Origin of the sequence: Streptomyces sp. SudanB25_2051, from assembly GCF_964272635.1 — a bacterium.
Lineage (GTDB): Bacteria > Actinomycetota > Actinomycetes > Streptomycetales > Streptomycetaceae > Streptomyces.
This window is the reverse complement of the sequence record NZ_OZ186787.1, coordinates 3,001,098-3,021,422: the sequence shown is the minus strand read 5'-3', so window position 1 is coordinate 3,021,422 and position 20,325 is coordinate 3,001,098. Positions and strand designations below refer to the sequence as shown.

At 72.7% G+C, this 20,325-nt stretch carries 20 protein-coding genes; 14 read left to right on the top strand and 6 right to left on the bottom strand.

Translation table 11 applies throughout. The features are described 5' to 3' along the window. Positions 1-142: 142 nt before the first annotated feature. The 3 genes from ACSUPT_RS13345 to ACSUPT_RS13335 all read right to left on the bottom strand — a co-directional run bounded on the left by ACSUPT_RS13345 (position 143) and on the right by ACSUPT_RS13335 (position 3,090). Positions 143-2,422 (bottom strand): (Fe-S)-binding protein, encoded by a 2,280-nt coding sequence (locus tag ACSUPT_RS13345; protein ID WP_351966912.1) that lies wholly within the window; start codon positions 2,420-2,422, stop codon positions 143-145. Positions 2,423-2,596: 174 nt separating this feature from the next. Next, a complete protein-coding gene (locus tag ACSUPT_RS13340) occupies positions 2,597-2,761 on the bottom strand; it encodes a hypothetical protein (protein WP_436944386.1) in 165 nt (54 codons plus the stop codon). Beyond that, the gene (locus ACSUPT_RS13335; RefSeq protein WP_436944384.1) at positions 2,758-3,090 is read right to left on the bottom strand and encodes a hypothetical protein; all 333 of its coding nucleotides are present in this window, start codon (positions 3,088-3,090) and stop codon (positions 2,758-2,760) included. The genes ACSUPT_RS13340 and ACSUPT_RS13335 overlap by 4 nt, the downstream gene beginning before the upstream one ends. A gap of 268 nt (positions 3,091-3,358) precedes the next feature. Between ACSUPT_RS13335 and dnaK the strand changes: the two genes are divergently transcribed. The 5 genes from dnaK to ACSUPT_RS13310 all read left to right on the top strand — a co-directional run bounded on the left by dnaK (position 3,359) and on the right by ACSUPT_RS13310 (position 8,197). Then, entirely contained in the window at positions 3,359-5,203 is a 1,845-nt protein-coding gene (gene dnaK / locus ACSUPT_RS13330) for a molecular chaperone DnaK (RefSeq protein ID WP_365727125.1), read from the top strand. Further along, positions 5,200-5,859, top strand: a complete 660-nt coding sequence (gene grpE / locus ACSUPT_RS13325) for a nucleotide exchange factor GrpE (protein WP_351968370.1) — start codon at positions 5,200-5,202, stop codon at positions 5,857-5,859. Before dnaK ends, grpE begins: the two co-directional genes overlap by 4 nt. Positions 5,860-5,934: 75 nt before the next feature. Then, on the top strand, positions 5,935-7,110 hold the full coding sequence (gene dnaJ, locus ACSUPT_RS13320; RefSeq protein WP_351968369.1) for a molecular chaperone DnaJ: 1,176 nt from the start codon (positions 5,935-5,937) through the stop codon (positions 7,108-7,110). Positions 7,111-7,114: 4 nt separating this feature from the next. Then, a complete protein-coding gene (locus tag ACSUPT_RS13315; protein WP_351968368.1) occupies positions 7,115-7,567 on the top strand; it encodes a heat shock protein transcriptional repressor HspR in 453 nt (150 codons plus the stop codon). A gap of 69 nt (positions 7,568-7,636) precedes the next feature. Then, positions 7,637-8,197, top strand: coding sequence for a DUF4232 domain-containing protein (locus tag ACSUPT_RS13310; RefSeq protein ID WP_436944382.1), 561 nt, complete (start codon positions 7,637-7,639; stop codon positions 8,195-8,197). Positions 8,198-8,522: 325 nt separating this feature from the next. Here the strand turns inward: ACSUPT_RS13310 and ACSUPT_RS13305 are convergent, their stop codons facing one another. After that, positions 8,523-9,551, bottom strand: coding sequence for a helix-turn-helix transcriptional regulator (locus ACSUPT_RS13305; protein ID WP_351968366.1), 1,029 nt, complete (start codon positions 9,549-9,551; stop codon positions 8,523-8,525). A gap of 137 nt (positions 9,552-9,688) precedes the next feature. On the opposite strand from ACSUPT_RS13305, the gene ACSUPT_RS13300 reads away from it, so the two are divergent. Together ACSUPT_RS13300 and ACSUPT_RS13295 are read left to right on the top strand one after the other, a co-directional pair. Beyond that, on the top strand, positions 9,689-10,069 hold the full coding sequence (locus tag ACSUPT_RS13300) for a hypothetical protein (protein WP_436944381.1): 381 nt from the start codon (positions 9,689-9,691) through the stop codon (positions 10,067-10,069). Continuing rightward, positions 10,066-10,383, top strand: coding sequence for a (2Fe-2S)-binding protein (locus tag ACSUPT_RS13295; RefSeq protein WP_351968364.1), 318 nt, complete (start codon positions 10,066-10,068; stop codon positions 10,381-10,383). The genes ACSUPT_RS13300 and ACSUPT_RS13295 overlap by 4 nt, the downstream gene beginning before the upstream one ends. A 132-nt stretch (positions 10,384-10,515) precedes the next feature. Here the strand turns inward: ACSUPT_RS13295 and ACSUPT_RS13290 are convergent, their stop codons facing one another. Then, positions 10,516-10,929, bottom strand: a complete 414-nt coding sequence (locus tag ACSUPT_RS13290; protein WP_351968363.1) for a pyridoxamine 5'-phosphate oxidase family protein — start codon at positions 10,927-10,929, stop codon at positions 10,516-10,518. Between the two features lie 126 nt (positions 10,930-11,055). Between ACSUPT_RS13290 and clpB the strand changes: the two genes are divergently transcribed. Together clpB and ACSUPT_RS13280 are read left to right on the top strand one after the other, a co-directional pair. Next, entirely contained in the window at positions 11,056-13,659 is a 2,604-nt protein-coding gene (clpB, locus tag ACSUPT_RS13285) for an ATP-dependent chaperone ClpB (protein ID WP_361658484.1), read from the top strand. A gap of 193 nt (positions 13,660-13,852) precedes the next feature. Next, positions 13,853-14,392 carry a YbjN domain-containing protein gene (locus ACSUPT_RS13280; protein WP_351968361.1) on the top strand — a complete coding sequence of 180 codons (540 nt, stop codon included), beginning with the start codon at positions 13,853-13,855 and terminating at the stop codon, positions 14,390-14,392. A gap of 110 nt (positions 14,393-14,502) precedes the next feature. Here ACSUPT_RS13280 and ACSUPT_RS13275 read toward each other — a convergent pair whose 3' ends face one another. Beyond that, on the bottom strand, positions 14,503-15,684 hold the full coding sequence (locus ACSUPT_RS13275) for a pyridoxal phosphate-dependent aminotransferase (RefSeq protein WP_403505071.1): 1,182 nt from the start codon (positions 15,682-15,684) through the stop codon (positions 14,503-14,505). Between the two features lie 278 nt (positions 15,685-15,962). On the opposite strand from ACSUPT_RS13275, the gene ACSUPT_RS13270 reads away from it, so the two are divergent. The 5 genes from ACSUPT_RS13270 to ACSUPT_RS13250 all read left to right on the top strand — a co-directional run bounded on the left by ACSUPT_RS13270 (position 15,963) and on the right by ACSUPT_RS13250 (position 20,303). Beyond that, positions 15,963-16,181, top strand: a complete 219-nt coding sequence (locus ACSUPT_RS13270) for a hypothetical protein (RefSeq protein WP_351968359.1) — start codon at positions 15,963-15,965, stop codon at positions 16,179-16,181. Positions 16,182-16,219: 38 nt separating this feature from the next. After that, the gene (locus ACSUPT_RS13265; protein ID WP_436944379.1) at positions 16,220-16,525 is read left to right on the top strand and encodes a hypothetical protein; all 306 of its coding nucleotides are present in this window, start codon (positions 16,220-16,222) and stop codon (positions 16,523-16,525) included. Between the two features lie 340 nt (positions 16,526-16,865). Continuing rightward, positions 16,866-17,405 (top strand): DUF2617 family protein, encoded by a 540-nt coding sequence (locus tag ACSUPT_RS13260; protein WP_436944378.1) that lies wholly within the window; start codon positions 16,866-16,868, stop codon positions 17,403-17,405. 31 nt (positions 17,406-17,436) lie between these two features. Beyond that, positions 17,437-19,164, top strand: coding sequence for a polyamine aminopropyltransferase (locus ACSUPT_RS13255; protein WP_436944377.1), 1,728 nt, complete (start codon positions 17,437-17,439; stop codon positions 19,162-19,164). A gap of 62 nt (positions 19,165-19,226) precedes the next feature. After that, on the top strand, positions 19,227-20,303 hold the full coding sequence (locus ACSUPT_RS13250) for an SRPBCC domain-containing protein (RefSeq protein ID WP_436944375.1): 1,077 nt from the start codon (positions 19,227-19,229) through the stop codon (positions 20,301-20,303). Positions 20,304-20,325: the final 22 nt, after the last annotated feature.

Sequence of the window (20,325 nt, the reverse complement as noted above, 5' to 3'; positions counted from 1 at the left end):
GAGGGCCGCCCGCGCCGTGGGCGCCGTACCGGGGAAGCCGCCCGCCCCGTCGGCGCCCCGTACGGCGAAGGGCCGGGTCCACCCCCGTGGGGGAGGACCCGGCCCTGACGCGTCCCGGCGGCCTGAAGGCCGAGGGGCGCGACTACTTCGCCGGCTCCGGCTCCGCGGCCTCGTCCGACTCCGGGGACTCGGCCGCCGGGGTCTTCACCGACTCCAGGAGGAGCTGCGCCACGTCCACGACCTGGAGCGACTCCTTGGCCTGGCCCTCGTTCTTCTTGCCGTTCACCGAGTCGGTGAGCATGACCAGGCAGAACGGGCACGCCGTGGACACGATGTCCGGGTTGAGCGAGAGGGCCTCGTCGACGCGCTCGGTGTTGATGCGCTTGCCGATGCGCTCCTCCATCCACATCCGCGCGCCGCCGGCGCCGCAGCAGAAGCCGCGCTCCTTGTGGCGGTGCATCTCCTGCTGGCGCAGGCCGGGGACGGCGGTCATGATCTCGCGCGGCGGCGTGTAGACCTTGTTGTGCCGGCCCAGGTAGCACGGGTCGTGGTAGGTGATCAGTCCGTCGACCGGGGTGACCGGGGTGAGCCGGCCCTCGTCGATGAGGTGCTGGAGCAGCTGCGTGTGGTGGATGACCTCGAACTCGCCGCCGAGCTGCGGGTACTCGTTCGCGATCGTGTTGAAGCAGTGCGGGCAGGTCGCGACGATCTTCTTCGCGGACTTCGGCTTCTTGGTGGAGGGCTCGTCCTCGTCCTCGCCGAACGCCATGTTCAGCATCGCGACGTTCTCCTGGCCGAGCTGCTGGAACAGCGGCTCGTTGCCCAGGCGGCGCGGGGAGTCACCGGTGCACTTCTCCTCGCCGCCCATGATCGCGAACTTGACGCCCGCCATGTGCAGCAGCTCCGCGAAGGCCTTGGTGGTCTTCTTGGCGCGGTCCTCCAGGGCGCCGGCGCAGCCGACCCAGTACAGGTAGTCGACCTCGGTGAGGTCCTCGATGTCCTTGCCGACGATCGGGACCTCGAAGTCGACCTCCTTGGTCCACTCGACGCGCTGCTTCTTCGCCAGGCCCCAGGGGTTGCCCTTCTTCTCCAGGTTCTTGAGCATCGTGCCCGCCTCGGACGGGAACGCGGATTCGATCATCACCTGGTAGCGGCGCATGTCGACGATGTGGTCGATGTGCTCGATGTCGACCGGGCACTGCTCGACGCAGGCGCCGCAGGTGGTGCAGGACCACAGGACGTCCGGGTCGATGACGCCGTTCTCCTCGGCGGTGCCGATCAGCGGGCGCTCGGCCTCGGCGAGCGCGGAGGCGGGGACGTCCTTCAGGGCCTCGGCGGACGCCTTCTCCTCGCCCTCCATGGTCTTGCCGCCGCCGGCGAGCAGGTACGGCGCCTTCGCGTGCGCGTGGTCGCGCAGCGACATGATCAGCAGCTTCGGGGAGAGCGGCTTGCCCGTGTTCCAGGCGGGGCACTGCGACTGGCAGCGTCCGCACTCGGTGCACGTGGAGAAGTCGAGGATGCCCTTCCACGAGAAGTGCTCGACCTGGGAGACGCCGAAGACGGTCTCCTCCGCGCCCTCCTCGTCGTCGAAGACGGTCTCGAAGTCGATCTCCTTGCCGCCCGAGGTCATCGGCAGCAGGGCGCCCAGCGAGGTCTCGCCGGTGGCGTTGCGCTTGAACCAGATGTTCGGGAAGCCGAGGAAGCGGTGCCAGGCCACGCCCATGTTGGTGTTGAGCGAGACCGTGATCATCCAGATCAGGGAGACGCTGATCTTCACCATGGCGGCGAGGTAGACCAGGTTCTGCAGGGTGCCGGTGCTCAGCCCGTCGAAGGCCAGGACGAGCGGGTACGACACGAAGTAGGCCGGGTCGTACGAGTCGACGTGGTGCAGGGCGCCCTCGAGGCCGCGCAGGACCAGGATGACGACGCCGATGGTGAGGATCACGTACTCGACGAAGTACGCCTGCCAGGCCTTGGAGCCGGCGAAGCGGGACTTGCGGCCGGCGCGGGACGGCAGGCTCAGCAGCCGGATCACCATCAGCACGAGGATGCCGAGGACGGTCGCGAGACCGATGCCCTCGGTGTACATCTCGAACGGCAGGAAGCCGCCGATGACCGGCAGCGTCCAGTCCGCCTGGAACAGCTGCCCGTACGCCTGCGCCAGCGTGGGCGGCAGGGTGAGGAAGCCGATGGCGACGAACCAGTGCGCGAAGCCGACGATCCCCCAGCGGTTCATCCGGGTGTGGCCGAGGAACTCCCGGACCACGGTGACCGTGCGGGCCTTCCAGTTGTCGGTGCGGCTGCCGGCCGGCACGGGCTGGCCGATCCGCACGAACCGGTAGATGTGCGCGATCGCTCGGGCAAAGAGCGCAACGCCGACCACGGTCAGGGTCAGCGACACAATGATCGCGGCGAGTTGCATGGGGGCTCCTCGGGCCTGCGAGGTGGGGCTTCCGGCATTACTAAGCGGTAACTTATGGGGTTCGACTGCTGAGCGTACCCAGATATTCCGCCGCACTGTAGCCGCGCAGGCGGTGATCTGCGTCGCTCAGGTGAGCCTGACCGCCGCCCCTCGCCGCCGCCCCCGCCGCCCCTCTCAGCGCTTGGGGCGCCGTGCGGCGCGCAGCAGCGCCGCGGGGGTGCGGAGCAGCAGTTCGGCGTCCAGTCCCATCCCATGGTGCTCCACGTAGTGCTGGTCCAGCAGCAGCGGCTCGTCCCAGGGGAGCGCAGAGTCCCGTCTGACCTGCGCCAGGCCGGTCATGCCGGGCTTGACCAGCTGCCGCCAGGGCGCGTCCGCGCCGGGTGTGCCGGGCGGCAGCGGCGGGGTCCCACGAGCGACATCTCGCCGCGCACGACGTGCGGCAGCCGCGACAGCGCGTCGAGGCGCAGACGCCGTACGGGCAGGGTGCGCAGCGTGAAGGTGCGGCCGTGCAGGCCGGTGACGGTCTCCCGTACGAGGACGTCCTCGCGGTGGCTGCCGGGGCGGTGGCGGCGCAGGGCGCGGGCGGCCGCGGCGGCGAGCAGGGCGGGGGCCGCCAGGGCGAGGAGGGCGGAGCCGAGGGCGAGGTCCAGGAGGCGCTTGGGGTGCATGGGCAGGACACCTGACCGTTCTGGGGAGGTCATGGCGGCTGGCGGGTGTTTGTCCGGATCGTTCGCCGAAGGGGTGAAGGTGTGGAAGGTTGGGAAGGTCCGGTGTGCAGCACCCTAGGGGGAGTGGGTCGCGGCGTCGGTGAGGCGCACCGTGTTGCGTATAAGCGCCGGATAAAAGTTGAGCCGCTCTGGCTCAGGTCTGTTGACCGCGGCGGATGCGTCGTGCATCCTTGAGTCTGTTCCACTCAAGTCAGCTGGAGGAATCGAAATGGCACGTGCGGTCGGCATCGACCTGGGCACGACTAACTCCGTCGTCAGCGTTCTGGAAGGCGGCGAGCCCACCGTCATCACCAACGCCGAGGGCGCCAGGACCACGCCGTCCGTCGTCGCCTTCGCCAAGAACGGCGAGGTCCTCGTGGGTGAGGTCGCCAAGCGGCAGGCCGTCACCAACGTCGACCGGACCATCCGCTCGGTCAAGCGCCACATGGGCACGGACTGGAAGATCGAGCTGGACGGGAAGAACTTCAACCCGCAGCAGATCTCCGCGTTCATCCTGCAGAAGCTGAAGCGGGACGCCGAGGCCTACCTGGGCGAGAAGGTCACGGACGCGGTCATCACCGTCCCGGCGTACTTCAACGACTCCGAGCGCCAGGCCACCAAGGAGGCCGGCGAGATCGCGGGCCTGAACGTCCTGCGCATCGTCAACGAGCCGACCGCCGCCGCCCTGGCGTACGGCCTCGACAAGGACGACCAGACGATCCTCGTCTTCGACCTCGGCGGCGGCACCTTCGACGTGTCGCTGCTGGAGATCGGCGACGGCGTGGTCGAGGTCAAGGCCACCAACGGCGACAACCACCTCGGTGGTGACGACTGGGACCAGCGCATCGTCGACTACCTGGTCAAGCAGTTCCAGAGCGGCCACGGCGTGGACCTCTCCAAGGACAAGATGGCGCTCCAGCGCCTGCGCGAGGCCGCCGAGAAGGCGAAGATCGAGCTGTCCTCGTCCACCGAGACCTCGATCAACCTGCCCTACATCACGGCGTCCGCCGAGGGCCCGCTGCACCTGGACGAGAAGCTCACGCGCGCCCAGTTCCAGCAGCTGACCGCCGATCTGCTGGAGCGCTGCAAGATCCCGTTCCACAACGTCATCAAGGACGCGGGCATCCAGCTCTCCGAGATCGACCACGTCGTCCTCGTCGGCGGCTCCACCCGCATGCCCGCCGTCGCCGAGCTCGTCAAGGAGCTGACCGGCGGCAAGGAGGCCAACAAGGGTGTGAACCCGGACGAGGTCGTCGCGATCGGCGCCTCGCTCCAGGCCGGTGTCCTCAAGGGCGAGGTCAAGGACGTCCTGCTGCTCGACGTCACCCCGCTGTCCCTCGGCATCGAGACCAAGGGCGGCATCATGACCAAGCTGATCGAGCGCAACACCACGATCCCGACGAAGCGCTCGGAGATCTTCACCACGGCCGAGGACAACCAGCCGTCGGTGCAGATCCAGGTCTACCAGGGCGAGCGCGAGATCGCGGCGTACAACAAGAAGCTCGGCATGTTCGAGCTGACCGGTCTGCCGCCGGCGCCGCGCGGCGTCCCGCAGATCGAGGTGTCCTTCGACATCGACGCCAACGGCATCATGCACGTCACGGCCAAGGACCTCGGCACCGGAAAGGAGCAGAAGATGACCGTCACCGGCGGCTCCTCGCTCCCGAAGGACGAGGTCGACCGGATGCGCGAGGAGGCCGAGCGGTACGCGGAGGAGGACCACAAGCGCCGCGAGGCCGCCGAGACCCGCAACCAGGGCGAGCAGCTCGTCTACCAGACGGAGAAGTTCCTCACCGACAACGCCGACAAGGTGCCGGGTGAGATCAAGTCCGAGGTCGAGGAGGCGGTGAACGAGCTCAAGGAGAAGCTGAAGGGCGAGGACACCGCGGAGATCCGCACCGCCACCGAGAAGGTCGCGGCGGTCTCCCAGAAGCTCGGCCAGGCCATGTACGCCGACGCGCAGGCCGCCCAGGCCGGCGGTGCGCAGGCGGGCGCCGAGGGCGCCAAGGCCGATGACGACGTGATCGACGCCGAGATCGTCGACGACGAGAAGCCGAAGGGTGGCGCGGCATGACGGAGGAGACTCCGGGCTTCGAGGAGAAGCCCGACGTCCCCTCCGGCGCCGCTCCCGACGACGCCGCCGAGGCCGCCGAGACCCCTTCCACCGAGGAGGGCGCGGCGGCCCCGGCCGGGGACGCGAACCAGAAGGACCAGTCGGCCGGCCTGACCGCCGAGCTGGACCAGACCCGCACCGCGCTCGCCGAGCGCACCGCGGACCTCCAGCGGCTGCAGGCCGAGTACCAGAACTACCGCCGCCGGGTCGAGCGGGACCGGGTCGCGGTCAAGGAGGTCGCCGTCGCGAACCTCCTGACCGAGCTGCTGCCCGTGCTCGACGACATCGGCCGGGCGCGCGAGCACGGCGAACTGGTCGGCGGCTTCAAGTCGGTCGCCGAGTCGCTGGAGACCACCGTCGCCAAGATGGGCCTCCAGCAGTTCGGCAAGGAGGGCGAGCCCTTCGACCCGACCGTGCACGAGGCGCTGATGCACTCGTACGCGCCGGACGTCACGGAGACGACCTGCGTGGCGATCCTCCAGCCGGGGTACCGGATCGGCGAGCGGACCATCCGTCCCGCGCGTGTCGCCGTCGCCGAGCCCCAGCCGGGAGCCGCGCCGGCCGCGAAGGAAGAGCAGTCGGCCGACGAGGAGAACGGTGGCCCCGAAGAGGGCTGACAGCTTCAGGGCCGGCGGTCACAGGACCGCCGGCCCCGGGGCTGACGCAGTGATCGTCCGGGAGGAGGGACGTCGATGAGTACGAAGGACTTCGTCGAGAAGGACTACTACAAGGTCCTCGGCGTCCCCAAGGACGCGACCGAAGCCGAGATCAAGAAGGCGTACCGGAAGCTCGCCCGTGAGTTCCACCCGGACGCCAACAAGGGCGACGCCGGCGCCGAGGCCCGCTTCAAGGAGATCTCCGAGGCGAACGACGTCCTCGGCGACCCCAAGAAGCGCAAGGAGTACGACGAGGCGCGCGCCCTCTTCGGCAACGGCGGCTTCCGCCCCGGACCCGGTGGTGCGGGCGGCACGTTCAACTTCGACCTGAGCGACCTCTTCGGCGGTCAGGCCCAAACGGGCGGCGCAGGCGGCTTCGGCGGCGGCCTCGGGGACGTCTTCGGCGGACTGTTCAACCGGGGCGGCGCCACCGGGGCCCGTACGCAGCCGCGGCGCGGCCAGGACGTCGAGTCCGAGGTGACGCTCAGCTTCACCGAGGCCGTCGACGGAGCGACGGTCCCGCTGCGCATGTCCAGCCAGCAGCCCTGCCGGGCCTGTTCCGGCACGGGCGACAAGAACGGCACACCGCGCGTGTGCCCCACCTGTGTGGGCACGGGCCAGGTGTCGCGCGGCGGCAGCGGGTCCTTCTCGCTGACCGACCCGTGCGTGGACTGCAAGGGCCGCGGCCTGATCGCCGAGGACCCGTGCGACGTCTGCCACGGCAGCGGCCGCGCCAAGTCGTCGCGCACCATGCAGGTCCGCATCCCGGCGGGCGTCTCCGACGGGCAGCGGATCAGGCTGCGCGGCAAGGGCGCGCCCGGCGAGCGGGGCGGCCCGGCCGGCGACCTGTACGTGGTGGTCCACGTGGACGCGCACCCGGTGTTCGGCCGCAAGGGCGACAACCTCACCGTCACCGTGCCGGTCTCCTACGCGGAGGCGGCGCTCGGCGGCGAGATCAGGGTGCCGACCCTCGGCGGGCCCCCGGTCACGCTGAAGATCCCCGCGGGCACGCCCAACGGACGCACGATGCGGGCCCGCGGCAAGGGGGCGGTCCGCAAGGACGGCACCCGCGGCGACCTGCTCGTGACGGTGGAGGTCGCCGTCCCGAAGGAGCTGAACGACGAGGCGCGCGAGGCTCTGGAGGCGTACCGTCGAGCCACCGCGGGTGAGGACCCGCGGGCGGAGCTCTTCCAGGCCGCGAAGGGGGCTTGAGGCAATGGACGCACGCCGACGCAACCCGTACGAACTGACCGACGAGACCCCGGTGTACGTCATCTCGGTGGCGGCGCAGCTCAGTGGGCTGCACCCGCAGACCCTGCGCCAGTACGACCGGCTGGGGCTCGTCTCCCCGGACCGTACGGCCGGGCGGGGCCGGCGCTACTCGGCCCGCGACATCGAGCTGCTCCGCCAGGTGCAGCAGCTGTCGCAGGACGAGGGCATCAACCTGGCCGGAATCAAGCGCATCATCGAGCTGGAGAACCAGGTCACCGCGCTGGAGGCGCGGGTGGCGGAGCTGACCGCGGCCCTGGAGGGCGCGGCGGTCGCGATGCGCCAGCGCGAGGCGCAGGTGCACGCCTCGTACCGGCGTGACCTGGTGCCGTATCAGGACGTGCAGCAGACGAGTGCGTTGGTCGTGTGGCGGCCGGGCAACAAGCGCGGCGGCGAGTAGTCCGCGGACCGTGAGCCGAGGAAAGGCCCCCTCCCCGGAGGGGGCCTTTTCGCGTGCGATGATCCCGGGATGCGGATCAGGGGGAAGGCGGCCGCGGCGCTCGCCGCGGCGCTGCTGACGGGGTGTTCGGCGGGCGGTACGGAGACGGGCGCGCGGCCGTCGGCGTCCGCGCCCGCGGCCGGGGCGTCCGGGGCGCCGGCGGCGTGCCCGGCGTCGGGGGTGCGGGTCACGCTGGGCGACACGGAGGCGGCCCTGGGGCAGCGGGCGTTGTCGGTGTTCCTCGACAACTGCGGCGGACGGCCCTTCGAGGTGAGCGGCTACCCGGACGTGGCGGTGCTGGACGCGGAGCGCGAGGAGCTGGACGTGACGGTCCGGCTCGGCACCCACGCGGTGGACGGCGGGACGGAGCGGGCGGTGTTCACGCTGCGGCCCGGGCAGCGGGCGCGGGCGGGCGTCCTGTGGCGGAACACCGTGACCCGGACGGACGTCGTGGCGACGAGCGGCGCGTATTTGCGCGTCACGCCCGGCCGGGGGGCCGCCGCGCAGACGGTCGCCCCGCACGACGGCCCGCTGGACCTGGGCAACACCGACACGGTGGAGGTCACACCCTGGGCGCCGTACGTGCCGTAGCGGGGCGCGGCGGGCGCCTGCGGGGCGCGGTGGGGGGCGGGGTTCCTGGGGGCGCGGTGTGGGGCGGCGGAGCGGCGGATCCCCGTACCCGGCCTGGCGGGCGGGCTCGTACAGCGCGGGCGGTGCGTACGGTGCGGGCGGGCCCGTACGACGCGGGTGGCGCCGGGCGGGCCCGTACGCGCCCCGGCATGCGGGCTCGTGCGGCGCTGAGCGGGCCGTGACGCGGCCGGGCGCCTCGTGGCCCCGGAGCGGCCGGGGCCCGGCCGGGGGCCTCGTGGTGCGGCCCCGGGGCCGGCCGGGGGTCGCGTCGGGCGGTGGCGGGGTGTCAGTCGTGGGCGTGCGGCTGGTCGGTGTCGGCGCCGGGCTCGGGCGCGGCCTGCTCCAGGATGCCCGAGCGGGCGATGAGATAGCCGAGCTGGGCCCGGCTGCCGCTGCCCAGCGTGGAGGCGAGCTTGGCTATGTGGGCGCGGCAGGTGCGGACGTTCATGCCGAGGCGGCGGGCGATGGCCTCGTCGACGTGCCCCTCGACCAGGAGCTTGGCGATGGAGCGCTGGATGCCGCTGATCCCGTTGAGGGCCGGCGCGTAGGTGACGACCTCCTTCTCCCACGGGATGCCGTGCAGCCAGAACTGCTCGAACACCCCGACGAGGTACTGCACGAGCCCCTCGTGGCGCAGCTCCAGGGCCACCTGCCGGTCGCTGCGCGCCGGGATGAAGGCGATCCTGCGGTCGACGATGATCAGCCGGTCGATGATCTCCTCGAGGGTGCGCACCTCCAGGCCGAACGGCATGATCCGCTCGACGTACCCCATGGTCGCCGAGTGGTGCCGGGCCGTGTGCTGGTAGAGGGTCCGCATCCGGACACCGCGGTCGAGGAGGGGCTCCACCCGGCGCAGGGCGGCCTTGACAGTCTCGGGTTTGCGTCCGCTGCCGGGCTGGATGGTGAGGAGCTCGACCGCGCACTCGTCCATCACCCGGTCCAGTTCGGCGTTGATGACGGCGAGTCCCTCCAGCACGTTGATCGCGCCGCTGCCGCAGGGCGCCGCCGCGGGGATCGTCATGAACGGCTCGAATGCGTCGGCCAACGACAGGGCGCGCTGCCGCCGCTGCTGGATCTCCCGCTCTATGGGGTGTATCAGCTGGTTGAGGGCGATGGAGGGAGGGACGGGGCGCAGCCACTGCGGGTCGTCCGGATCCGGATGCAGCAGGGCGAGGTCGATGAGGCAGGGAGCCGCGTCGATTTCCGAGCGGGCGATGCGGCCGGCACGCAGCGCGGCCGCGTACAGGCGCTTTCCGGCTTCGCACAGCTCGTCATGACTGTGCCCGGTTTCCGGATTGTCCACCTTCGACCGCATCTGCACCCCCCTCAGGGTCCTGTATTTCAGGAACATGATGCCTGTACCGGCTGGTGGAAGCGTCAGGAGTGAGCCATCGTCATAGGCGCGGGGGAGGAGGTAAGGACAAAAAGAGGTGGAGATCGTCCATGACCAGGATGGTTCGTGCACTTAGCGCCATAGCTGTCGCCGCGGCGGCCGCGTGCGGTGTCGCCGCCCTCAGCGGCGAGCCGTCGTGGGAAACGGTGTCCGCGGGCAGCGTCGTCGCAGGTGAGCCCTCGTGGGAGGCCGGACCGGCCGACACCCGTGAGCCTTCGTGGGAGGTCACCCCGGCGACTTTCGGTGAGCCCTCGTGGGAGGCCGCGCCGGCCGGCGTCGGCGAGCCCTCGTGGGAGGTCGCCCCGGCGACCGTCGGTGAGCCTTCGTGGGAGACCGGACCGGCCGACACCCGTGAGCCCTCGTGGGAGGCCGTCCCGGCGTCCCTGGGTGAGCCCTCGTGGGAGCGGGTCGACTCCACGCCGACGGGTGTCGTCGCATGAACGTCCCCGACGACTCCCGCTTCCGCCGCGAGATGGCGTCCGCCTACCGATCCGGGTGGCACTTCATCGACCTCGTCACCGCCGTGCCGCAGGGTGGCGATTCGTTGATGGTCACCCTCTTCGGGGAGCCGATCGTCATCACCCGCGGGGACGACGAGGAGATCCGCGCCTACCGGTGCCTCCGCCGGCCGCGCGGCGCGCCCCAGCCCGTCCGTTGTGCCATCCGCTACGGAATGATTTTCGTCAACCTCGACCAGCGCGACCACCAGCTCGTCGAGGCGGAGACGACCACCGCCACTCCCCGCAGCGCCTGAGCGATTCCCCCGTCGTTGTAGATCGCCCAGGTGCTTCCCCCACACAGCGGCGCCATCGTGGACCTGAAACACGATGGCGCCGTTGTGCTGTCCGGGTACGGGAGCGCGCCGGGCGCGCTTCGGGCGTTGCCGCTACGCGCGCCCCATCGCCCGCGTGAGGGCGATCTCGATCACGACCCGGTCCGGATTGGGCGTCGGTGTGCGCCCGTACCGCTCCGCGTACCGCGCGACCGCGTCGGCGACGACGTCCGGTTCCGTGCGGACCACCGCGCGGCCCTCCAGCGTCGCCCAGCGGCCCACGTCGACCTGGCACACCGCGACCCGCGCCCCGTCGGGGCCCGCGGCCAGGATGTTGGCGACCTTCCGGCTGTTCTTGTTGGTGATCACGCGGGCGATGCCCTTCTCGCCGCCCTCGGGGTCGTACGTCACGCCCACCGGCACCACGTGCGGGCTGCCGTCGGGGCGCGGGGTTGTCAGGGTGCACATGTGACGCTCCCGCCAGAAGCTGACGTAGGACGGGTCGGGGTCGCGCAGGTCGATGGCCATGGGCCGGAACCTACCCGCGGTCACTGGCCCAGGGCATCTTGAGTGGAATAGACTCAACTTTGTGGGTGTTGGCTGAGTCATAGCCGGTACGTACGCAACACCAGCAGCCGAGGAGGACCAAGCCCAGTGGACGCCGAGCTGACCAACAAGAGCCGGGACGCGCTCAACGCCGCCACCAGCCGCGCCGTGTCCGACGGACACCCCGACCTGACCCCGGCGCACCTGCTGCTGGCACTGCTCTCCGGCCAGGAGAACGAGAACCTGACGGACCTGCTCGCCGCCGTCGAGGCCGACCAGGCCGCCGTGCGCTCCGGCGCCGAGCGTGTCCTCGCCGGCCTGCCGAGCGTCACCGGGTCGACCGTCGCCCCGCCGCAGCCCAACCGCGACCTGCTCGCCGTCATCGCCGACGCGCAGGCCCGCGCCCGTGAGCTGGGCGACGAGTACCTGTCGACCGAGCACCTGCTGATCGGCATCGCCGCCAAGGGCGGACCGGCCGGCGAGGTGCTGACCCGCCAGGGCGCCGACGCGAAGAAGCTCCTGGCGGCCTTCACCCGCGCGCGCGGCACGCGCCGGGTGACCACCCCTGACCCGGAGGGGCAGTACAAGGCGCTGGAGAAGTTCGGCACGGACTTCACGGCCGCAGCGCGCGAGGGCAAGCTCGACCCGGTCATCGGCCGCGACCAGGAGATCCGCCGCGTCGTCCAGGTCCTCTCCCGCCGCACCAAGAACAATCCCGTCCTGATCGGCGAGCCCGGCGTCGGCAAGACCGCCGTCGTGGAGGGACTGGCCCAGCGCATCGTGAAGGGCGACGTCCCCGAGTCGCTGCGGGACAAGCGGCTCGTCGCGCTCGACCTGGGCGCCATGGTCGCCGGCGCGAAGTACCGCGGTGAGTTCGAGGAGCGCCTCAAGACCGTCCTGTCCGAGATCAAGGAGAGCGACGGCCAGGTCATCACCTTCATCGACGAGCTGCACACCGTCGTCGGCGCGGGCGCGGGCGGCGACTCCGCCATGGACGCGGGCAACATGCTCAAGCCCATGCTGGCCCGCGGCGAGCTGCGCATGGTCGGCGCGACCACGCTCGACGAGTACCGCGAGCGCATCGAGAAGGACCCCGCCCTGGAGCGCCGCTTCCAGCAGGTCCTCGTCGCCGAGCCGACCGTCGAGGACACCATCGCGATCCTGCGCGGACTGAAGGGCCGCTACGAGGCCCACCACAAGGTGCAGATCGCGGACTCGGCACTGGTCGCCGCCGCGACCCTCTCCGACCGGTACATCACCTCCCGGTTCCTGCCCGACAAGGCCATCGACCTCGTCGACGAGGCGGCGTCGCGGCTCCGCATGGAGATCGACTCCTCGCCCGTGGAGATCGACGAGCTCCAGCGCGCCGTCGACCGGCTGCGCATGGAGGAGCTGGCGCTGAAGAACGAGACGGACCCCGGCTCCGTGCAGCGGCTGGAGAAGCTGCGCCGCGACCTCGCCGACAAGGAGGAGGAGCTGCGCGGGCTGACCGCCCGCTGGGAGAAGGAGAAGCAGGGCCTCAACCGCGTCGGTGAGCTGAAGGAGCGCCTGGACGACCTGCGCGGCCAGGCCGAGCGCGCCCAGCGCGACGGCGACTTCGACACGGCGTCCAAGCTGCTGTACGGGGAGATCCCGGCCGTCGAGCGGGAGCTCGCCGCGGCGACGGAGGCCGAGCAGGAGGCCGCCAAGACCGCCGGCGGCGGCGCCGACAAGATGGTCAAGGAGGAGGTCGGTCCGGACGACATCGCCGACGTCGTCGGCTCCTGGACCGGCATCCCCGCGGGCCGCCTCCTGGAGGGCGAGACGCAGAAGCTGCTCCGCATGGAGGACGAGCTCGGCAAGCGCCTCATCGGCCAGTCCGAGGCCGTACGGGCCGTCTCCGACGCCGTGCGCCGCACGCGCGCCGGCATCGCGGACCCCGACCGGCCGACTGGCTCGTTCCTCTTCCTCGGCCCGACCGGTGTCGGCAAGACCGAGCTGGCGAAGGCGCTCGCGGACTTCCTCTTCGACGACGAGCGGGCGATGGTCCGCATCGACATGTCGGAGTACGGCGAGAAGCACTCCGTCGCCCGGCTCGTCGGCGCGCCCCCCGGCTATGTCGGCTACGAGGAGGGCGGCCAGCTCACCGAGGCGGTGCGCCGCCGCCCGTACAGCGTGATCCTGCTGGACGAGGTGGAGAAGGCCCACCCGGAGGTCTTCGACATCCTGCTGCAGGTCCTCGACGACGGCCGGCTCACCGACGGGCAGGGCCGCACGGTCGACTTCCGCAACACGATCCTGGTGCTCACCTCCAACCTGGGCAGCCAGTTCCTGATGGAGCCGACGCGGACGGAGGCGGAGAAGCGGGAGCAGGTCCTGGAGGTGGTCCGCGCCTCGTTCAAGCCGGAGTTCCTCAACCGGCTGGACGACATCGTGGTGTTCTCGGCGCTCAGCCGCGACGAGCTGGCCCACATCGCCCGGCTCCAGATCGGCCGGCTGGCCCGGCGCCTCGCGGAGCGCCGCCTCACGCTGGACGTCACCCCGGCGGCCCTGGAGTGGCTCGCCGACGAGGGCAACGACCCGGCGTACGGCGCGCGGCCGCTGCGGCGCCTGGTCCAGACGGCGATCGGGGACCGGCTGGCGCGGGAGATCCTCGCGGGCGAGATCACGGACGGCGACACCGTCCGCGTGGACCGGGCGGACGGCGGCCTGACGGTCACGCCGGTCCGCTGACGGCCCGGCCGCGCCCCGCCGCGCCCCGCCGCGGCGGGGCGGCGGTGCCCGTGCGGTGACGTTCCGGCCGCGCCCCCGCCGTGCCGCGGGGGCGCGGTCTGTCAGCTCGCAGCGGATCGCGGCCGGTTCGGCTTGCCACCGACGGGCCGGGATGGGGGAGGATGGCGGCTATCCGTACGAAGGGAATTACCCGGTGAGCATCGACCCGTCCTCGATTCCGAATTTCGGGGGCCAGCCCCAGCCTCAGGCCGCAGGACCGGCGGGCCCCGTCGTCCCCGATCAGGACCTGGTGAAGCAGCTCCTCGAGCAGATGGAGCTCAAGTACGTCGTCGACGACGAGGGCGACCTCGCGGCGCCGTGGGAGGACTTCCGCACCTACTTCATGTTCCGCGGCGAGGCGGAGCAGCAGGTCTTCTCCGTCCGCACGTTCTACGACCGCCCGCACCCGGTCGAGGAGCGGACGAAGATCCTGGAGACCATCGACGACTGGAACCGCCGCACCCTGTGGCCCAAGGTCTACAGCCACCTCCACGAGGACGAGCAGGGCGGCGCGACGATCCGGCTGATCGGTGAGGCGCAGATGCTCATCGGCACGGGCGTCAGCCTGGAGCACTTCGTGTCCTCCACGGTCAGCTGGGTCCGCGCGTCGATCGAGTTCGACAAGTGGATGATGGAGCAGCTGGGCCTGGCGCCCGCCGAGGGCGACGAGCCCGCCGAGGGCGACGAGGCCTGAGCGGCCCCACACGACCGCGACGCGGCCGGGACGGTGACCCGTGAGGGCACCGTCCCGGCCGCGTTCCCGTCTGCCGCGGCCGCCGCCCCGGGCGGCGTCCGGGAACGGTCTCAGAGGCGGGCGAGGCGGTCGGCGGCCTCGCGGAGGACCGCCTCCTTCTTGCAGAACGCGAAGCGGATCAGTGAGCGGCCCGCGTCGGCGTGGTCGTAGAAGACCGCGTTCGGGATGGCGACCACTCCGCAGCGCTCCGGCAGGGCCCGGCAGAACGCCACACCGTCCTTCTCGCCCAGCCCGCCGATGTCGGCGGTGATGAAGTACGTGCCGCGCGGCCGGTACACCTCGAAGCCCGCCGCCGTGAGGCCCGCCAGCAGGATGTCCCGTTTGCCCTCCAGGTCGGCGCGGAGCGTGTCGAAGTACGCGTCCGGCAGGCGCAGCGCCTCCGCGATGGCGTGCTGGAACGGGCCCGACGCCACATAGGTGAGGAACTGCTTCGCCGTGCGCACCGCGGCGGTAAGCTCCGGCGGCGCGGTGAGCCAGCCGACCTTCCAGCCGGTGAACGCGTACGTCTTCCCCGCCGACGAGATGGTCACCGTGCGCTCCCGCATCCCCGGGAACGTCGCGATCGGCACGTGCTCCGCCCCGTCGAAGACCAGGTGCTCGTAGACCTCGTCGGTGACGACCAGCAGGTCCCGTTCGACGGCGAGCGCGGCGACGGCCGCCAGCTCCTCGCGGGTGAGGACGGTGCCGGTGGGGTTGTGGGGGGTGTTGAGCAGGATGAGCCGCGTGCGGTCGGTGACGGCGGCGCGCAGCTCGTCCAGGTCGAGGACGAACCGGCCGCTCTCCCGGTCCGGGCGCAGCGTGACGGGCACCCGGGTGCCGCCCGCCATCGCGACGCACGCCGCGTACGAGTCGTAGTAGGGCTCCAGGGCGATGACCTCGTCGCCCGGTTCGACCAGCGCCAGCAGCGCGGCGGCGATCGCCTCCGTCGCGCCGGCGGTGACCAGGACCTCGGTGTCGGGGTCGTACCCGAGGCCGTACCGCCGCAGCTGGTGGTCGGTGATGGCGGTGCGCAGCTCGGGGACGCCGGGGCCGGGCGGGTACTGGTTGCCCCGCCCGTCGCGCAGGGCGCGCACGGCCGCCTCGCGGATCTCCTCGGGGCCGTCGGTGTCGGGGAAGCCCTGCCCGAGGTTGATGGAGCCGGTGGCGGCCGCGAGAGCGGACATCTCGGCGAAGATGGTCGTGCCGAACCCGGCGAGGCGGCGGTTGAGCGGTGCTCTGGTCATGGGCGCCATCCTGCGGGGAAGCCGGGGCGGTCTCAAGGCCACGCGCGGAGCCGCGCGGGCGGGTGGCGCGGGTGGCGGCCGGGGTGCGTGGGGCGGGCGGCGACCGTGTGCGTGCGCGGCGCGTGGTGGGGCGGCACAGGGGGCCCCGGGTGGCGGCCGGGGGGCGGGCGCGGAGAGCGGGGACGCGTGCGCGCGTTCGAAACCTCTGGAGTTGCTCAAGTGCGGATTGGGTGTGTCGGCGGGGTGGGCATCTCCCAGGCACATCACAGGGGGAGGAGACACCGGACATGGAACTGGCCATCGGCATCGCCGGGTTCGTGCTGTTCGCGGTGGTCGTCATCGCACTGGGCAACGCCGCGTCGAGGCGCCCTCGCCACCGGGCCGCGACGACGCACCGCCGCAGCAGCTGGTGGGGGAGCAGCGGCAGCGGGGGCGGCTGCGGCGGCTCGTCGTCGTGCGGGGGGTCCTCCTCGTGCGGCGGTGGCGGCTGCGGCGGCGGTTCCTGAGCGGGCGTGACTGCGACGGGGGAGAGGAGGCGGTCGGGATGACCGGACTGTTCGTGGTGGGCGGCGCGGCGCTGCTGCTCGTGGTGGGGCTGGCCGTGCTCGTGGGGGGCCGCTTCTCGACGGGCCCCGGCGGCCGCGGCAGCGGCGGGTACGCGGGCGGCGGGGGCGGCCCGGCCGGTGACGCCGGTGGTGCGGCCCTGTGGGGAGGGGTCGGCGGTGCGGGCGGCGACGGGGGGTCGTCGTCCTGCGACACCGGCGGCGGGGGCGGCTGGAGCGGCGGGGGCGGCTCCTGCGACGGCGGAGGCGGCGGGGGAGGAGGTGGGTGCGGAGGCGGAGGCGGCTGACACGGGGCAGCCGGTCCGTTCGTCCGCACCGGCCACCAAGGGGCGCCCGGAGGGTGGTGAACACTCTTCGGGCGCCCCCTTGTGCAGGCGCGCGCGCCGTGCCGCACGTCGTGCGGTGAACAGTTGAACCCCCAGGCCCCCTGGGGGATGTATTCGCAACCAAGTTGGGTAAAGACGCTGTGAGCCTCGGGCGGTTCATGGTTCGCTCGCTGTCGAGTACATCGAGCCCTCGGATCTGTATGAACCCCGAGCCGGTACCTCAAGTTCCCTGGGAACGTCTTACGGGACGACGCCACCCCCCGGTCCACCCGTCACGTCACCGTGCTTGCGGAGCTGACTCATGCTCACCACCCTTCAGACTTCCTACACCGACACGCGTGCGGCCGACCTGGCCTGGACGCTGGGGAGGGAGGCGCTGCCCGCGCTGGCCGTGCTCGACCTCGAACTCGACGGCGCCGCACTCCAGATGAGACTGCTGGGAGCCTCCCACCAGGTCCTGCTCGAGGAGGAGAACGGCACCTGCTCGGAGACGGTCGCCTGTCTCCCCGGCAGCAGCACACCGCTCCCGCTCGGGGTGGCGAAGCGGATCGGCGGGTGGGAGTACGAGTTCGCGGCCCGCGTCGAGACCTTGTCGCAGGGCTCGTTCGCGGGGCGCGCGCAGGAGCTGCTGGCGCTCGTCGCGGACCACCCGCACGGACTGGCCGGGACGTTCCCCGGCTCGCCGCACGCGTTCACGGCGATGCTGGCGCAGCGGTACGAGGGGCGGGTGCGGTGGCGGACCTGGCACGCCTACCCGCAGGAGGGGCAGCTGGTGGTGACCCGGACAAGCGTTGGATTCGCCCCGCGGAGCCGGCGCCGAGGCACCCTTGTGGGTGACTAACCGCATGCGGGGCCTCACGTAGCGTGGCCGCATGGTCAATGCGCCCACCTCCGCGTCACCGGCGCCGCGCCCGTCCGGGAGTGCGGCGCCCCGTCCCGCGGCGCCGGGCAGAGCGGGGCCGAGGGCGGGCCGGTTCCTGGTGCTCGCGGCCGTGTTCGTGTGCGCCGCCTGCGGACTGGTCTACGAGCTGGAACTCGTCGCCCTCGCCTCCTCCCTGACCGGCGACTCCGTCACCCAGGCGTCCGTCGTGCTGTCCGTGATGGTCTTCGCGATGGGCGTCGGCTCGCTGCTCGCCAAGCGGCTGCGCTGCCGGGCCGCCGTCGGCTTCGGCGTGCTGGAGGCGCTCCTCGCGCTGATCGGCGGCTGCTCGGCGCTGCTGCTGTACGGGGCGTTCGCCTGGCTGGGCGGCACGCGGCACGCGCTGGTCGCGGTGTCGCTCGTCATCGGGACGCTGATCGGCGCGGAGATGCCGCTGCTGATGACGCTGATCCAGCGGGTCTCGCGGTGCGCCCGCCAGGACGCGGGCGGCGCCGTCGCGGACCTGTTCGCCGCGGACTACGTGGGCGCGCTCGTCGGCGGGCTCGCCTTCCCGTTCCTGCTGCTGCCGTGGTTCGGCCAGCTCACGACGGCGCTCGCCACCGGCGCGGTGAACGCGCTGGCCGGGGCGGTGCTCGTGCTGTGGCTGTTCGGCCGGGAGCTCACGGCGCGCGAGCGGTGGCTGCTGCTGTCGCTGAACGCCGCCGTGCTGGCGGTCCTCGCGGTGGCGGCCGTGCTGGCCGACGACTTCGAGCGGGCCGCGCGCCACGCCGTGTACGGCGCGCACGTGCGGGTCGCGGTGCGGACACCCGTCCAGGAGGTCGTGCTCACGGGCCGCCGGGACGAGCCGCCTGACCTGTACGTGGACGGGCGGCTGCGGGTCGACGGCGACGCACGGCACCGCCACCATCCGGCGCTCGTCCACCCCGCGATGCGCGGCCGCCGCGCGCGGGTGCTCGTCCTGGGCGGCGGCGACGGCCTGACCGTACGGGAGGTGCTGCGGTACGGGGACGTGCGGTCCGTGACGGTGGTCGAGCCCGACCCGGTGCTCGTCCGGCTGGCCCGCACCGACCCGGCCCTGGCGCGGCTCAACCGGCACGCGTACGGCGACCGGCGGGTGCGGGCCGAGTCCGCCGAACCGTTCCACTGGCTCAGGCGGGCGGCGCGCGACGGCACGCCGTACGACGTCGTCCTCTCCGATCTGCCGCCGCCCGGGCCCGGCGCGGGCGCCACGCCGTACTCGCTGGAGTTCTACGGGCTGGCCGCGCGCGTCCTGGCCCCCGACGGGCGCCTCGCCGTGCACGCCGGGCCGTTGCGGGAACGTTCACGCGGCTACTGGACGGTGGAGGCGACCCTGCGCGCCGCCGGGTTCACCACCCGGCCGTACACCGTGCCGGGCGGGGCGGTGGCGGACCGGTCGGGCGGCGGGGGCGGCGCCGGGCCCGGGGGCGGGGCCGGGGCCGGGGGCGGGGCCGAGGCCGGGCGCGGGGGCGCGGTCGGGGCCGACGGGGCGTCCCCGGGTGGGCCCGCGGGCGGGTTCGTGCTGGCCGTGCCGGGCGGGGCGCACCGGTCCGGCGCGCCCGCGCCGCCCGTCTCGCCCGGCTTGAGCGGTGCGGACGTGCCGTCGGCCGCCGCGCTGGAGGCGGGCGCGCGCCTCCTGGAGGGGGCCCGGCCGCGCGGGCTGCCCCCGTCGACGCTGACCCGCCCCCGGTACGTGCCGTGACTTCGCGACCGGCCGCGCACGGGAGGGGTCGGGAGGGCCGGGCGTGGGTACGCTCGACTGTCATGGAGCATGAGGTGTTCGTTCCGGTCCCCGTGCAGTCCCTCCGTGCCGTCCTGGCCGACCCCGCACGCGTCGCCCGCTGCGTACCGGGGCTCCAGCAGGACGCGGACGCTTCGGCCGACCCGCTGTCGGGCCGCCTCAAGGTGCGCGCCGGCGGGCAGACCGTCACCTACCGGGGCGCGCTGCACCTGGCCGCGCGCGAGGACGGCGGCTACGACCTGTCCGGCGAGGGCGAGGAGGCGCGCGGCAGCGGCGGGGTGAAGGTCGCCTTGACGGCCCGGCTCACCGCCGCCGACGGCGGGAGCGGCCTGGCGTTCACCGGTACGGCGAGCGTGGAGGGGCGGCTGGCCGAGCTCCCCGCCGACACGCTCACCACGACGGCGCACCGGCTGCTGGACCGCTTCGGCGAGGCCCTCGCGGAGGAGGCCGCCACCGGGCGCACCGCCGGCGCGGCCCGTGCCGAGGACGCGACCGCAGAGGACGCGACGACCGAGGACGCGACGACCGAGGACGCGACGACCGAGGACGCGACCGCAGAGGACGCGACCACCGACGTGGACGCCGCCGGGGACGACGTACCCGCCGGAGGCGACGTACCCGCCGGTGGCGACGTGCCGCCGGTCGACGGCGCGGTCGTCGCGGACGCCGTGCGCGCCGACGAGGCCGTACCGGCCGACGCCGACGCCGAAGCCGAGGCCGCCGACCTGGACAACGTGGAGCTGGACGTGGACGACGTGGACGACGACGGCGTCGACGACGGGGCCGTGGGCGCCGGGGAAGCGCCGCGCGGCGGGGTGTTCGACGCGCCGGTGCCGCCGTCCTCCCTGGACCCGTTCGCCGTCGACGACTTCCCCGTGGACGACACCGAGCCGCCCGCCGAGGCCGCTCACGCCCGCCGGACGATGATCGGGCGCAGCGCCGAGGAGGTCGACCACGCCCCGCCGCGCGGACGGTACGCCCCCGTGCCCGGCCCTGACGCCGGGTCCGGCGCCGGGATGCTGCGCCGGATCGCCCCCGCCGTCGCCCTCGCGCTCGCCGCGGCCGTGCTCATCGGCCGTGCGCTGCGCCGCCGCAAGTAGCCTCCCCGGACGTAAGGTCGGG

What these genes read in the sequence shown, in the direction of transcription:
- ACSUPT_RS13345 (WP_351966912.1), bottom strand. Translation starts at nt 2,422, where the DNA reads ATGCAACTCGCCGCGATCATTGTGTCGCTGACCCTGACCGTGGTCGGC.
- ACSUPT_RS13340 (WP_436944386.1), bottom strand. Translation starts at nt 2,761, where the DNA reads ATGACCGGCCTGGCGCAGGTCAGACGGGACTCTGCGCTCCCCTGGGAC.
- ACSUPT_RS13335 (WP_436944384.1), bottom strand. Translation starts at nt 3,090, where the DNA reads ATGCACCCCAAGCGCCTCCTGGACCTCGCCCTCGGCTCCGCCCTCCTC.
- dnaK (WP_365727125.1), top strand. Translation starts at nt 3,359, where the DNA reads ATGGCACGTGCGGTCGGCATCGACCTGGGCACGACTAACTCCGTCGTC.
- grpE (WP_351968370.1), top strand. Translation starts at nt 5,200, where the DNA reads ATGACGGAGGAGACTCCGGGCTTCGAGGAGAAGCCCGACGTCCCCTCC.
- dnaJ (WP_351968369.1), top strand. Translation starts at nt 5,935, where the DNA reads ATGAGTACGAAGGACTTCGTCGAGAAGGACTACTACAAGGTCCTCGGC.
- ACSUPT_RS13315 (WP_351968368.1), top strand. Translation starts at nt 7,115, where the DNA reads ATGGACGCACGCCGACGCAACCCGTACGAACTGACCGACGAGACCCCG.
- ACSUPT_RS13310 (WP_436944382.1), top strand. Translation starts at nt 7,637, where the DNA reads ATGCGGATCAGGGGGAAGGCGGCCGCGGCGCTCGCCGCGGCGCTGCTG.
- ACSUPT_RS13305 (WP_351968366.1), bottom strand. Translation starts at nt 9,551, where the DNA reads ATGCGGTCGAAGGTGGACAATCCGGAAACCGGGCACAGTCATGACGAG.
- ACSUPT_RS13300 (WP_436944381.1), top strand. Translation starts at nt 9,689, where the DNA reads ATGGTTCGTGCACTTAGCGCCATAGCTGTCGCCGCGGCGGCCGCGTGC.
- ACSUPT_RS13295 (WP_351968364.1), top strand. Translation starts at nt 10,066, where the DNA reads ATGAACGTCCCCGACGACTCCCGCTTCCGCCGCGAGATGGCGTCCGCC.
- ACSUPT_RS13290 (WP_351968363.1), bottom strand. Translation starts at nt 10,929, where the DNA reads ATGGCCATCGACCTGCGCGACCCCGACCCGTCCTACGTCAGCTTCTGG.
- ACSUPT_RS13275 (WP_403505071.1), bottom strand. Translation starts at nt 15,684, where the DNA reads ATGGCGCCCATGACCAGAGCACCGCTCAACCGCCGCCTCGCCGGGTTC.
- ACSUPT_RS13270 (WP_351968359.1), top strand. Translation starts at nt 15,963, where the DNA reads ATGGAACTGGCCATCGGCATCGCCGGGTTCGTGCTGTTCGCGGTGGTC.
- ACSUPT_RS13265 (WP_436944379.1), top strand. Translation starts at nt 16,220, where the DNA reads ATGACCGGACTGTTCGTGGTGGGCGGCGCGGCGCTGCTGCTCGTGGTG.
- ACSUPT_RS13260 (WP_436944378.1), top strand. Translation starts at nt 16,866, where the DNA reads ATGCTCACCACCCTTCAGACTTCCTACACCGACACGCGTGCGGCCGAC.
- ACSUPT_RS13255 (WP_436944377.1), top strand. Translation starts at nt 17,437, where the DNA reads ATGGTCAATGCGCCCACCTCCGCGTCACCGGCGCCGCGCCCGTCCGGG.
- ACSUPT_RS13250 (WP_436944375.1), top strand. Translation starts at nt 19,227, where the DNA reads ATGGAGCATGAGGTGTTCGTTCCGGTCCCCGTGCAGTCCCTCCGTGCC.